The following is a 14,531-nucleotide window of genomic DNA, read 5'->3' as shown; positions in this document are numbered from 1 at the left end:
TTACGCACGTTTTTAACTAAACGCTACACCTCGCCGCGGTATTTTTATAGTTTTTTTGCCTCATCCCAAAAAACATCCATCTCGGCCAGGCTCATATCGTGCAGTTGTTTACCGTTTTCCTGAGCTTTAAGTTCCAGGTACTGAAAGCGTTTGATGAATTTTTTATTGGTTTTTTCCAGGGCGTTTTCAGGATTAATGTTAATAAAGCGGGCATAATTGATCAATGAAAACAGCAGGTCGCCAAATTCGGCTTCGGCCCTTTCATGATCAATGGTGCTTTCATCTTCGGCATTAAACTCGTTTTTAAACTCCTGCATCTCTTCCTCAACCTTGGCCCAAACCTGGCTTTTCTCTTCCCAATCAAACCCAACCCCACGGGCCTTTTCCTGAATGCGTGATGCTTTTACCAACGCTGGCAAGGATGCAGGCACACCACCTAAAACAGATTTGTTACCTTCTTTAAGCTTGATCTGCTCCCAGTTGCGTTTAACATCCTCTTCATTCTGCACCTCAACATCGCCATAAATATGCGGGTGGCGATTGATCAGCTTATCACAAACACCGTTCAAAACATCGGTGATTGTAAAATCATTGGTTTCGGAAGCAATTTTGGCGTAGAACACCAGGTGCAGCATAATATCGCCAAGCTCCTTTTTTATTTCGGGCATATCGCCGCCTAAAATGGCATCGCTTAGCTCATAAGTTTCTTCAATGGTAAGGTGGCGCAGGCTTTCAAGCGTTTGCTTTTTATCCCAGGGGCAATTGGCCCGCAGGTCGTTCATGATAATGAGTAATCTGTCAAACGCTATTGCAGCGGTAGGCGCGGTTTCAGGGGCTTTTAAAGGCATAAAATATTTATAATGAATGCTTATACCGCAAAGGTATGATAACATCTTTAATGAAAACTTACAGTATCATTAATTTTAAGCTAACATTAATTAATTTTATTAGCCAATTGTTAATGCTACCTGATAAATACATTTTACCATGAGAAAAACTTACCTGTTTATTCTTCTTTTTGTTTCGATATTTAAAACAAGCTATGCGCAGCAACAGCCTGTTGGCGATATGGCTAACAGTACTTTTAGTCAGCCACAGCCTTTCCTGTTTACTGTGAGTACGCTTAACCCACAAGGCCGTAACTGGAGTTTAAACTATTCGGGCGGTTATGGCGAGCGCACCGTTACCCCATTGGGATTTGATGGTGTCGATCAAAATTTTTCGGCTAAAGGATACCTTGGCAATAAGTTTACACTAATGGCCATGCTGGGTACAGGTTTTAGTAATAATGGTGGCGTACGCACGCTGCAACAAGCCGAAGTATTGCGTGACTTTATCGGCGGTAACCAGCCGATGGGTTTCAGGGCAGGTGCCAGTTTGGGTTTCAGAAGAGAGTTTAACAGCGATGCCGTAGCATTTAGCCGTATTACTGCAGCTTACGAAGTATCAAATTGGAAACTTGGTGCTAACCTTCGCTTTGAAAAAGCTTTCGCGACCAATCGCGATGGCTTAGATCTGATCACCAGTGTAGGTGTACATCGTCATATCTCCGGACAACTATTTGGTGGTTTTGAAGCCGTAGGGCAAGATCTGGAAGGCTTTTGGGAAGCGGATGAAGCCGAAGGCGGCGCCCGTTTATTGATTGGCCCATCGCTTAATTATGCTCCTGTTAATTCGCGTCTGGCGTTTTCGCTTTGCGGGGGTCCAATTATTTATGCTACCCGTAGTGCCGCCACCCAGGGCCAGTTTGCTTACCGCGAATTGCCTACTACCAATGGTTTTACATTGAAGTTTAATGTAGGCTTCAGGTTCCTGTGATATAAATTAAAGCTTTACCGCCCTGAGCATTTCGCGTTTACCGGGTGCTCCGGGCGCTTTTTCTACTTTAAAGCCCATGCTTTTGAGCATACGCTTCAGGTTGCCGGTAATGGCATAGGTAACAAACACGCCACCCGGTTTTAAAAAGCTAACGGTATGACCAATAGCTTCCTCGTTCCACATTTCGGGTTGATGAATGGCGGCAAATGCATCAAAATAGATGATATCAAACTGCTCGTGCGTTCTAAAATCTAAAAGCTTGCTATGAGCGATATGCAGTTGGGTGGTTGCGTTAAGCTCAACTTTACCGGTTAGGGCATTAGCGTAACTCTCATTGAACTGCTGCCACAGCAATTCCGGAATGTATTGCTGATAGCCGGTTTGCAACATCATACCGGCATTTACCGGGTAAGCTTCAATGCCGGTGTAGTTTAACTGTATCTGCTTATTGTTGCAGGCATCGGCAGTTAACAAAAAATTGAGGCCGGTACCAAAACCTACTTCAAGGATGCTTACTTCGGCGGTATCATTCCGTTCCAGAAAATATTGCAAACCCGATTTAACAAATACGTGCAAACTCTCCTGCAAGGCCCCATGACGCGAGTGGTAATGTTCGCCTACTTCGGCATTGTAAATGGTATTGGAGCCGTCGGCTGTGGCGACTATTGTTAGTTCATGGTTCATGGATGATGGTTCATAGTTTTGAGTGGCATTCTTAGTTTATGATTTATAGATGATAGCTCACCGGTTCATGGCTTTATTGGCCATGAACCATGAGCTATCATCCATGAACTATTAGTGCACTTCCTTCATCATCTCCGTTACAACCTCGCCCAGGTCATAAACCGGTACAGTTGTAATAGCTGCCGAAACAATGCTTACACCTGCAGCTGAACGGTAACCGGCCGCACAGTGTACTACAATTGGTTTATCAGCAGGGATCTCGCCAACCCGTTCGCGTAGCTCAGGCAGGGGAATGCTGATGGCATTTTTAAATACCTTGCCTGCGGCAACTTCGCCATGATTACGAACATCAACCACTGTATAGGAGTTTTCGTTTGCTTTGAACAGTTCTAAATCCAGATCAACTGATACTTCATCGGTAATAGCAGGGGCTAATAGCGCGGCTTTGATATTTTGCTCATAGCCAATTTTAGCTGCTTTTTTAATCAGGGTATCAAGCTTGTCATCACTCTCGGCAATGAGGTAAAATTGCTCATCCGGACCGATAATAGAACCCAGCCAGGTTTCAAACTTTTCACCGTCCTGCAGGTTAATGGCACCATGCAGGTGACCACTCCTGAATTGTGCTTTGGGGCGACTATCAACTATCAAAATACCGTTTTCCAAAACACTGTCTGCATCAATACGTGGTACAGCAACAATGCTGCCCTCAAAGCCGGATACACCATTTTTATTCAACTCCACATCACGGCCGAAGTATTTTGGCATAAAAGGCTGATCGGTAGTGAGGGTTTTAACAAACTCCAGCTCATCCATCAATTGTAAGGCATAGTTTTCACGCAATTCGCGGCCAATGGTGCTTTCCAGATCGGGGCTCATGCTTTTGCCACATAGTGAGCCGGGGCCGTGCGCCGGGTAAACTATTACGTTTTTAGGCAAGGTCATGATCTTTTGCCGGGTGCTCTGGAACATCTGACGGGCAAGCTCTTCTTTTTTAGCAGTGATATTGCCCACGTTTTCCCTTAAGTCTGGGCGGCCTACATCACCAACAAACAGGGTATCACCGGTAAAGATGGCTGTTTCGCGGCCCTCTTCGTCTATTAGCAAAATACAGATTGAGTCGGGCGAGTGGCCAGGGGTATTGATGGACTTTAGTTTAATATCATTGAGTTGAATAACGTCGCCGTCATCAAATGTTTCGTGCGGGTACGCCGCACCTGTTAATTTACTGCAGTAAATGACAGCGCCCGTGGTTTCATGAATTTCGAGATGCGAACTCACGAAATCGGCATGAGGGTGGGTTTCTATAACACCCACAATGTCGGCATCATGCTGGGCCGCGAAATCATAATAAGGCTGCGGATCACGCGCCGGGTCAATAACTATCATTTTGCCTGTGCGGATCACGGCATATGAACCATGCGCCAGGCCTTTATCGTAAAATTGTTGAATGATCATATTTTGCCTGCAAAGATAATGCTTAGGCAATATGTTTTATTTGCACAATGTTTAACTGGTGTAAATATTGATCGGCTTTGTGTAAACTTGTGAAACTGGTTTATGATAGTTTATCTCTAATTACTAAACTGCCTCAAATGGTGGTCGATATGTTTATAAGCTAATTGCCCCATTTGCTCCCTGGTCATTTTTCCAAAAAAGGTATGTTCAAAATCAGTTTTGGGAGTCCTGCCGTATTCTTCAACCAGATTAATCCACTGCTGTTTCTGCGCTGCTACATCACCACCTGGCTCTGTTACTTTGCATTGCGGAACGGTGGGATTGTTTTTTGCCAGCGGACTATCATCCTTGAGCATCCCCTTCAGTGCTACTTTGCCAAATAGCCTGCCAATAAACGCGCGTTTATAATGGGTAATGCCCAGGTACATCTCATCAGAAAGGGTGCAATGTTTCAGCATTTGATAAACATTCATTTTACCCCATTGCGGCTGGCTATTTTCATTAACTGAATTGATCCGGGTTATCAGGCCGTCGCGGGTTTCTTTATCAAATATTGTTTTCATTTGTTTTAAAAGGTTTATACCATAAAGTTATCACGAAATTACAATATGGCATAGGCGTTTTTGAGCCATATACAGGGCGGATTTATGCCAATAAACTATAAAACAAAACAGGCCCGGTTCATCACCGGGCCTGTCATTATAAAAAGGGTTTGATTACCAGATTTTAGTCCTGTCCTCAGGTTTTTTATACATTTTATCGCCCGGCTTTATATCAAAGGCTTTGTACCATGCATTGATATTGGTTATAGGCGCATTGGTGCGGAAACGCTCAGGCGAGTGAGGATCTGTCAGGATCCTTTGGGCTGCCGATTCCGGAGTTTGCGAAGAACGCCATACCTGTGCCCATGACAGGAAGAAACGCTGATCGGGCGTAAAACCATCAATGGTATTAGCCGACTGGCCCTGTTTGGTTTTGCTGAACGCCTCGTAAGCAATGTTTAAACCGCCAAGGTCAGCAAGGTTTTCGCCAAGGGTAAGCTTACCGTTTACGTGCAGGGTATCAACTACAGTGAAAGCATTGTATTGGTTAACTACCTGGTCGGCACGCGATTTGAATTTATCGGCATCCTCTTTGGTCCACCAGTCGCGCAGGGTGCCATCGGCATCGTACTGGCGGCCCTGGTCATCAAAGCCGTGGGTCATTTCGTGGCCAATTACGGCACCAATGCCACCATAGTTAACAGCATCATCAGCCTTAAAATCAAAGAAAGGAAACTGCAGAATACCTGCCGGGAACACGATCTCGTTATTGGTTGGGTTGTAATAGGCATTAACTGTTGGCGGCGTCATACCCCAGCGGGTTTTATCAACCGGTTTGCCTAAGTGGCTCACGTTAAAATTGTAACGCCATTTGCTTGCGGCACGCAGGTTACCGAAATAATCATCACGGTTAATTACAATGCCGTTATATTTTTCCCAATTATCCGGGTAGCCAATTTTTACGGTAAAGGCATTTAGTTTTTTAAGCGCACGTTCTTTGGTTGCCGGGCTCATCCAGTCAAGGCGTTTAATGCGATCGCCAAGGGTTTCTTTCAGGTTATTCACCAGTTCAACCATATATTGCTTTGCGGCTGGCGTAAAGTATTTTTCAACAAAAAGCTGTCCCAATAATTCGCCAAGGTAGCTATCAACCAGGGCGCTCATGCGCTCAGTACGCGGAGTTTGTACTTTTTGACCGCTTAACGCACTGGTATAAGCAAAGTTTGCATTAACAAAATCAGAGCTTAAATGAGCTGCACAGCCCCTTAATATATTCCAGCGCAGGTAAACTTTCCATTTGGCAATGGGAGTAGCTGCAAATGTTGAATCCATGGTTTTGAAAAACGAAGGCTGACCAACTATGATGCTGTCCTGACCACCCATATTAAGGGCCGGTAATATTTTCGACCATTTTAAGTGTGGGGTTTGCTTCTCAAAATCGGTCACCAGAAACTTGTTGTAAGTAACATGCGGATCGCGCATGGCCACACGGCTCCATTGCGCCCTGGCCCAGGTATATTCCAGGTCGTAAACTATGGCGGTGTTTTTCGCGGCCTCATCGGCGCTGCTTCCGCTAAGGGTAAATAAAGTGGTGATCAGCTTTTTTAAGGCATCCTGCGCTTTTTTCGACCGGGGATCGTTTTTGAGGTAATAGTCCCTGTCGGGTAGGGTAGTACCCCCCTGGCCAAGGCTTATTACATATTTATTAACGTTTTTATCGTCCTGATCAACTCCTGCCCTAAAAATTGGTGAGCCAATTCCATTAACACGTTCATAAGTAAGCTCGTTAATAAAATCGTCGAGGGTTTTTATCTTATCAATACGCTGCAAATCGGGTTTAACGGGATCATAACCGCGTTTTTCGATAGTTAAACTATCCATGCCACTGGCGTACAGGTCGCCAACACGCTGTTTCAAACTTCCTTTAGGTTCCGACGCTGAAGTTTGGCTAACTTCTTTCAACAGACCAAGCAGTTTATCCGTATTTTCCTGGCGAAGAATGTTAAAACTTCCCCAACGGGTTTCCTTAGCTGGGATGCCATTTTGTTTTAACCAGCCGCCATTGGCATATTCAAAAAAATCGTCGCCCGGCTTTACGCTCAGGTCCATATTGGCGGGATCAATAAACTTTTGAGGAGGGGTAGCAGTTTTATGCCTGGTTTTTACGGGTTTAGGCCCGTCAGCAGCGAAAACATTTACCGACATACCAAGGCCGGCAGCCAGCAATAAATAGTTAAACTTTAATTTCATGTCAATACTTAAAAATTAAAGTTAATAAATAGCAGGTATTACGCAAAAAAAGGCGGGGGCTGGCCTTTAATGATTGAACCAATTAATGATGGCTTCGAGTTTGGTTTTTTTCAAAACATCAAGCCAAAAGCGGTGAAAAGGCATTGTTTTCATGACAATTTGAATGTTACATTTATTATAACTGGTTAATTGTAAAAATATTGTGGGAGTGATAGTTCATGGTTGATAGTTCATAGATCATGGTTATGGGGATAGGTGTATGGTTGTATAGATAATGTTTAAAAAGAAAACGTTTTTGCGTTAGGGATGGTAGCGGATACCAGCCATGAGCGTAATGCCTGCAGGTGTATGAGCGTACAGCCCGGCCCGTCAGCTGACGGGAACGCCCACGTCTGAACTCGAATTAAACGAATTTTGAGAATTTACTGAATTTACCTGGCATTCTGTTAATTCTTTAATTCAAAAAAATCGAGTTCAGACAAACCCGCTAACCTTAAACCATCACCATTTATTTCTTTATGCGGGCGTTCCCGTCAGCTGACGGGCCGGGCTGTACGTTGCATGTCCTCGCCTTGCCCCGCGCATTTCCTCCACACGCTGCGGGCTTTCCACTACCATCCCTAACGCAGCCTCCGCATTTATCCTTCTATAAACAATCAGATCAAACCTATCTTCTGCGATGAACCATGATCTATGAACAATGAACTACCTTCTACCTTCTACCATGAACCATGATCTATCGACTATGAACCATCAACAATCAACCCACAAAAAAAACCGTCAACCTTTGGCTATGAACCGCTAACTATCGTATTTTTGCGCGTTATGAGTATTGCTAAAACATATATCCCCAAAGAAACCGAAGAAAAATGGTACAGTTACTGGTTGCAGCACGGCTTTTTTAAGTCGGTGCCTGATGAGCGCGAGCCTTATACAATAGTCATTCCGCCGCCAAACGTTACCGGGGTTTTGCACATGGGCCACATGCTTAACAATACGATACAGGATGTGCTGGTTCGCCGCGCCCGTATGAAAGGTAAAAATGCCTGCTGGGTTCCCGGTACAGATCACGCCAGTATTGCCACTGAAGCTAAAGTTGTTGCCATGCTTAAAGAGCGAGGCATCAGCAAAAAAGACCTTACCCGCGAAGAGTTTTTAACCTACGCCTGGGAGTGGAAGGAAAAATACGGCGGCATTATCCTGGAGCAGCTTAAAAAATTAGGCGCTTCGTGCGATTGGGACCGTACCAGGTTTACTATGGACGAGAGCCTTTCGGAAGCGGTTATTGATACTTTCATTCACCTGTATAAAAAAGGATTGATCTATCGCGGTATCCGAATGATCAACTGGGATCCACAAGGTAAAACCGCGGTAAGTGATGAGGAAGTTAACCGTAAAGAGGTAAATCAGAAGCTTTATTATATTAAGTATAAAGTTGTAAGTCAAACTTCGGACTCAGAACTTCAGGCTTCAGACTACCTGACCATCGCTACCACGCGTCCGGAAACCATTATGGCTGATGCAGCGATCTGTATCAACCCTAATGATGAGCGTTACCTGCACCTGCATGGTAAAAAGGTATACATCCCGCTTATCAACCGCGAGATACCGGTGATACTGGATAACTACGTAACTATGGATTTTGGTACCGGCTGTTTGAAGGTTACCCCTGCTCATGATTTAAATGACTATGAACTGGGTCAGCGCCATAACCTGCCCGTTATTGATATTTTAAATGACGACGGTACGCTGAACGAAAAAGCACAGATACTGGTTGGCGAAGATCGTTTTGCTGCCCGTAAAAAGATAGCTGTTTTATTAGAGGAAGCCGGCGTACTGGATAAAGTTGAAGAGTATAAATCGCAGGTTGGTTTTTCGGAACGTACCAACGCGGTTATTGAGCCTAAGCTATCAATGCAATGGTTTTGCAAGATGGGCGAGATGGCTAAACCAGCTTTAGATTATGTATTGAATGGCGAGATTAAACTGATTCCCGAAAAATTTGTAAATACCTACCGCCACTGGATGGAGAATGTAAGGGATTGGAATATCAGTCGCCAGCTATGGTGGGGACAACAGATCCCGGCCTGGTACCTGCCAAGTGGTGAGTTTGTGATTGCGAAAAACGCTGATGAGGCGTTGACGGAAGCACAGACGAAAAATCCGGAACTTACCGCTGCCGACTTGAGGCAGGATGAAGACGTGGTTGATACCTGGTTTTCATCGTGGTTATGGCCAATTTCGGTATTTGATGGTTTTAAAGATCCTGATAATGCCGATATCAATTACTATTACCCAACCAATGACCTGGTTACAGCACCCGAAATCCTGTTTTTCTGGGTAGCGAGGATGATCATGGCCGGTCATGAGTTCAGGGGCGAAGTACCGTTCAGGAACGTATACCTTACCGGTATTGTAAGGGATAAGCTCGGTCGTAAAATGTCGAAGTCGTTAGGCAACTCGCCAGATCCGCTCGATTTGATTGAGAGCTATGGTGCCGATGGTGTACGTGTAGGTATGCTGTTATGCTCTCCTGCCGGTAACGACTTAATGTTTGACGAAAGTTATTGCAAGCAAGGCTCGGGCTTTGCCAATAAAGTTTGGAATGCCTTTAAACTGGTAAAAGGTTGGGAAGTTGATGAAAGCCTTGCTAACCCCAATGCTGTAGCCATTGAATGGTTTGGCAACAGGTTTAACCAGGCGCTTACCGAAATTGAAGCTAACTTTGCGCAATACCGTTTATCGGAGGCCCTTATGGATACCTATAAACTGGTATGGGACGATTTTTGCGCATGGTACCTGGAGATGATCAAGCCGGCTTATCAGCATCCGATTGATAAAACGACTTACACGGCTACTATCCAATTTTTTGAAAATATATTAAAAGTGTTACATCCTTTCATGCCTTTCCTTACCGAAGAGTTATGGCATGACGAACTATTTGGCGAACGTGCTGAAAAAGACTGCTGTATTGTAGCGCAATTGCCCGCTATTGGGGAAATAAATTCACGCTTATTGGCTGAGGTTGAGATAGTAAAAGATATCGTTACTTCTATCAGGAATACTCGTAAAACAAAACAAATATCGGATAAGGAACCGCTTGAATTATTTGTTAAATCAAATTCTGGTATCGAATATAACCAATATCAGGCCATCATTACCAGGCTTGGTAATATCAGCAAGTTTGAAACCGTTACCGATAAAGTTGACGGAGCTATAAATTTCTTAGCTTCAACCGACGAATTCTATATTCCGTTCAGCGAAGAAATTGATCCGGTTGCTGAGTGCGCGAGGTTGAAAAAAGAGCAGGAATATCTGCTGGGCTTCCTGAAATCTGTTAATGCTAAACTGGGCAATGAGCGGTTTATGGCCAACGCCAAACCCGAAGTGGTTGAGGTTGAGCAAAAGAAAAAGGCAGATGCCGAAGCCAAATTAACTATCATAGAAGAAAACCTGGCAGCTTTGGCTTGCTAATTGCAGAACTTACCGGCTTTGTATAACAAGTTAGCGTACAATACGTATGCTAACTTGTTCAAGTTACATGGCCAATGTTAAGTTCTGAATATGAGTAAAAAAGTAAGTTTCTTCAACTTATCAATTTATAAAATCTTGTCGAAGGAGCAGCCGTTCCTTGACCAGGCCCGTATCCGTTTATTGTATTATGGGTTCTTCCTTATTTTTGTAGCCCTTGGGGCGCTATACCTCAACGTTTATTTCCAGGGCCAGCGGATGCTTGCCCAAACCGCCCTGGTTTTAATGGGATCGGTAGTATTGTTATTTAAATATTTAACCTGGCGGCCCGACTGGCGTGGCGCGGCACATGCCCTGCTTGTGGTAGGTACTCTTGTTAATGCCAGTTTGGTTTATGTTTCTATACAAACTGTAAATATCATTACAGTACAGGTAATTATCATTGTTATCGTATTTAGTTATTACATGCTGGGGCAGCAATGGGGGCTTATTTATTCGTTGCTCAATACGGTGCCGGTGCTGGTATTTATGATCATTGAATATAACAGCGGGTACGTTATCGGTATTAAGCCTAATAAAATTGACCAGTCGACTATTATCATTAGCCTGTTTGCCAATTTTATACTGCTCATATTTATCCACAGCCATTTTTATACGGCTTTCTTAAAAAATATCAAGCATCTTAAAGATAGCAGTGCGGAACAAGCCCGGCTTTACAATAAAATGGAAACCGCTATTGAGAAGGCAGAAAAATCGGCCCAGGCAAAATCCGAGTTCCTGTCAACCATGTCGCACGAAATCCGTACGCCTTTAAATGCTGTTATAGGGATGAGCAACTTGCTCATGATGAGCGGCCCTCGGCCCGATCAGCGCGAGAACCTTGAAGTACTTAAGTTTTCGGCCAATAACTTACTGGCTATTGTTAATGATGTGCTCGATTTCAGCAAAATAGAATCTGGCAAAATAGTGTTTGAAAACATCAGGTTCAATCTTATTGAGCTGATGAACAATATTTGCGGCGGTCAAATATTAAAAGCCGAAGAAAAAGGATTGTTGTTTAAGCTTGATGTTGATAGCTCGCTGAAAAATAAAGTGCTTTTTGGCGATCCTACCCGTATTACCCAAATCATTTTTAACCTGGTGAGTAACGCTATAAAATTTACGGCGCAGGGAAACATATGGGTGAGGGTTACATGCGTGGAAGACAGGCACAACATGGTTACCGTTAATTTTTCGATAAGGGATACGGGTATTGGTATTAAAAAGGAAAACCTTGAAAATATATTTGAACCTTTTACGCAGGAATCATTAGCTACTACACGTGAATATGGTGGCACCGGTTTGGGGCTGGCTATTGTTAAACGATTGCTTGAGCTGCAAGGCCTGCAAATGACGGTTAACAGCATGACGGGGCACGGATCCGAGTTCTCGTTTAATATGGAATTCCCGGTATCAACAGAAGTAGTGCCTGAAGCAGTTGCCGCGCCGCAGGCAAAGCAATCGGCGGAAGATACGCTTGCCTCCCTGCGTGTGCTTATTGCTGAGGACAACATGGTGAATGTAATGTTGATGAAAAAACTGCTGAGTAAATGGAGCATTAACCCAACCATTGCCGAAAACGGTGAACGAGCGGTTGAGTTTATGCAATATGGTAATTTTGATATTGTATTAATGGATTTGCAGATGCCGGTGATGAACGGTTTTGATGCCTCAAAAGAGATCCGTAAAATGGCCGACCCGAAAAAATCAGGTGTGCCTATCATCGCGCTTACAGCTTCGGCCCTTTTTGATATCAAGGAACAGGTTTACGAGGCCGGCATGAACGACTATGTAGCAAAACCATTTAAACCGGATGACCTGCTGGAGAAGCTTAATAATTACGCCGTGAGGAAAAGGGTGGGGTAAGATTTTAATGGCCTGATAAAATGGTGCGTGTGCGATTCCCTCCGTCGGAAGGGTGTAGGGAGGGGCGCAGCGAGAAGGCCGATCATTGAAAAAGCGTATAAACCCCTCCCTGCCAGTACTTAATCCCAACGCACCCCTCCCAAGGGAGGGAATTGTTGATTCATGTTTTTCTACTTATTCAACTTCTCACCTTCCTTAATCACCGCCTGATTTACTTCCCTTACCCTTTCTCCTGCCGTTGTTGGTGTTGTCACCAACAATTCCTCTCACGTATACATATCATAAGTCAGTGACCAAAAAGTTGTTGGTGACAACATCAACAACAGCGTAACTCTCTCTCTTAAATAATAAAAACCATGTCATTGCGAGCGCAGCGTGGCAATCTCGTAGCCAATGCATGACCGACCTGTATCGTTACGAGATTGCTTCGTCGTTCCTCCTCGCAATGACATGATTTTTCAAGCCAGCGTTTAACTGATCTGCATCTTTCGAACAGTTGTAGTGTTGTCAATAACAACGGCTTACGTAAAATATTCTTCTACTTATTCAATTTCTCACCTTCCTTAATTACCGCCAGGTTTACTTCCCTTACCCTTTCTATTTCCATTTTTTCAACGGCCCTGTCGTAGGTTAAAACGCCGTTTACCTCGTGTTCAACGTCGGTGGTTTGCGTGTATATGGCAACGCTTAATCCTTTATATTTCATAAGTTGCTCTACTTCATCCAGCAAAAACACATAACGATCGGTAAGTCGGGCTTTGGTTGGTTCATAATCATAGGCATTGTTGTGTACCGGCCACATGTGCCCACGCACAAACAGGCCAACACCTCCAAATTCGCCCAGCGAGGCAGCCCTGTGATCATCAGGGACAGACGCGCCGTACGGCCCCACGTAAATGTGGGTATCCACATAATCTCCGTTGCCAGGGTCGCCATAAGGCTTTTGATAATCGGGATTATTATTAAAGCCAGAGTTTCCGTTAACCAGGCGCGACGGATCGTACTGCTTAACCCAATTGGTGATATTCTTTACATCAAATGCACCCCAGTTTTCGTTAAAAGGTATCCAGGTAATAATAGATGGCGAGTTATAATGATCGTCGATAATAGCTTTTAACTCTTTACGATAAACTTTTCTGTTTTGCGTGGTATCTTCATTTTGGTACCATATGGCAGGCATATCCTGCCAAACCAGCAAGCCCATTTTATCGGCCCAATAGTAAAAACGCTGCGGCTCGGTTTTCATGTGTTTGCGGATCAGGTTGTAGCCAGCCTTTTTAGTATACTCCATGTCAAACTTCAGCGCCTCTTCCGTCGGCGCGGTTAAAACACCATCGGGCCAGTAACCCTGATCCAGCAGGCCAAGCTGCATAATGAATTTGCCGTTAATAAGCGGACGGATCACACCGTTAAGCTTGCCCAATTTAATATCGCGCATGCCGAAATAGCTTTTAACCTCATCGGCCTCGCTGCCATCGGCATTGTAAAGCGTAAGTTTCAGATCATATAAAAAAGGGGAATCAGGCGACCATAAAAAAGGGTTTTCGATGAGAAGATAAAAATAGGTTCCCCCGGTTGCGCTAACCTGCGAAACCTCTTTGCCGTTGTTTAAAGCAACTGCTTTGATCTTGCCCGAACCAACTGCATTGACAAATACTTTTAAGCGCTTGCCCTCTAAATCGGGCAAAAGGCGGATATCTTTTATGTACGATTTGTTCACCGGCTCCAGCCAAACGGTTTGCCATATGCCAGATGAAAAAGTATAGTCGCCACGCGGTCCGTTTTTACCTGAAGGCGTTTTACCGTCGTTAGAGTCATTAGCGGCAACAATAAGGGTATTACTGCCTTTCTTCAAATATGGGGTGATATCAAAGCTGAATGAATCATAACCGCCCGAGTGCGAGCCAGCCTTTTTACCGTTCACAAAAACGGTAGCATCATGATCAACCGCGCCGAAATGGATAATAACCTGCTTGTTTTGCCATTTTGAAGGAATCTCAAAGCTGCGGCGGTACCACATGTTGATCTCTTGCTTGCGCTGAACACCGGATAGCACTGATTCTGGGCAATAGGGTACCAATATTTTATCCGCTTTACCCTCAAATGATGCCGGCGTTTCGGGATTTAAAGCATTGGGAGCGTCTTTACCACCGCGATAATCCCATTTGCCATTGAGACAAAGCCAATCGGTACGTTGTAGCTGAGGCCTTGGATATTCTGCTAAAGGGATCTCGGCCTGCATGGCGGCGTTTGTCCACTGGGTAGGCAGTTTTGCTTCCTGGGCAGATGTGATGCAGCTGCCTGCTATCAGCATGGAAACCAGCATAATTGCTTTGCTGTAAATTTTCATGAGTAAAATGTTATAATTGATGAGGTTATGCCGCCCAAAATAGGGAATAAATA

At 44.3% G+C, this 14,531-nt stretch carries 9 protein-coding genes; 3 read left to right on the top strand and 6 right to left on the bottom strand.

The window, feature by feature from the left end; genetic code table 11:
* Positions 1-44: 44 nt before the first annotated feature.
* Positions 45-848 carry a nucleoside triphosphate pyrophosphohydrolase gene (gene mazG / locus DEO27_RS18125; protein WP_112568113.1) on the bottom strand — a complete coding sequence of 268 codons (804 nt, stop codon included), beginning with the start codon at positions 846-848 and terminating at the stop codon, positions 45-47.
* 139 nt (positions 849-987) lie between these two features.
* Here mazG and DEO27_RS18120 point away from each other — a divergent pair, with 139 nt between their 5' ends.
* A complete protein-coding gene (locus tag DEO27_RS18120) occupies positions 988-1,818 on the top strand; it encodes a hypothetical protein (RefSeq protein WP_112567283.1) in 831 nt (276 codons plus the stop codon).
* Positions 1,819-1,824: 6 nt separating this feature from the next.
* Here DEO27_RS18120 and mnmD read toward each other — a convergent pair whose 3' ends face one another.
* From mnmD to DEO27_RS18100, 4 genes are all read right to left on the bottom strand, one after another.
* The gene (mnmD, locus tag DEO27_RS18115) at positions 1,825-2,502 is read right to left on the bottom strand and encodes a tRNA (5-methylaminomethyl-2-thiouridine)(34)-methyltransferase MnmD (protein ID WP_112567286.1); all 678 of its coding nucleotides are present in this window, start codon (positions 2,500-2,502) and stop codon (positions 1,825-1,827) included.
* 111 nt (positions 2,503-2,613) lie between these two features.
* Positions 2,614-3,960, bottom strand: a complete 1,347-nt coding sequence (locus tag DEO27_RS18110) for an MBL fold metallo-hydrolase (protein ID WP_112567289.1) — start codon at positions 3,958-3,960, stop codon at positions 2,614-2,616.
* Positions 3,961-4,076: 116 nt separating this feature from the next.
* Positions 4,077-4,523, bottom strand: a complete 447-nt coding sequence (locus DEO27_RS18105) for a DUF1569 domain-containing protein (protein ID WP_112567292.1) — start codon at positions 4,521-4,523, stop codon at positions 4,077-4,079.
* A gap of 153 nt (positions 4,524-4,676) precedes the next feature.
* The gene (locus tag DEO27_RS18100; protein WP_223817985.1) at positions 4,677-6,752 is read right to left on the bottom strand and encodes a M13 family metallopeptidase; all 2,076 of its coding nucleotides are present in this window, start codon (positions 6,750-6,752) and stop codon (positions 4,677-4,679) included.
* An 825-nt stretch (positions 6,753-7,577) separates the two neighbouring features.
* Here DEO27_RS18100 and DEO27_RS18095 point away from each other — a divergent pair.
* Together DEO27_RS18095 and DEO27_RS18090 are read left to right on the top strand one after the other, a co-directional pair.
* Positions 7,578-10,226 (top strand): valine--tRNA ligase, encoded by a 2,649-nt coding sequence (locus tag DEO27_RS18095; protein WP_112567295.1) that lies wholly within the window; start codon positions 7,578-7,580, stop codon positions 10,224-10,226.
* A gap of 90 nt (positions 10,227-10,316) precedes the next feature.
* A complete protein-coding gene (locus DEO27_RS18090) occupies positions 10,317-12,128 on the top strand; it encodes an ATP-binding protein (RefSeq protein ID WP_112567298.1) in 1,812 nt (603 codons plus the stop codon).
* Between the two features lie 538 nt (positions 12,129-12,666).
* Here the strand turns inward: DEO27_RS18090 and DEO27_RS18085 are convergent.
* Entirely contained in the window at positions 12,667-14,478 is a 1,812-nt protein-coding gene (locus DEO27_RS18085) for a glycoside hydrolase family 2 protein (protein WP_112567300.1), read from the bottom strand.
* Positions 14,479-14,531 lie beyond the last annotated feature (53 nt).

Source organism: Mucilaginibacter rubeus (assembly GCF_003286415.2).
GTDB classification, from domain to species: Bacteria; Bacteroidota; Bacteroidia; order Sphingobacteriales; family Sphingobacteriaceae; genus Mucilaginibacter; species Mucilaginibacter rubeus_A.
The sequence above is the reverse complement of the archived record's forward strand: the minus strand, read 5'-3'. Positions and strand labels throughout refer to the sequence as shown.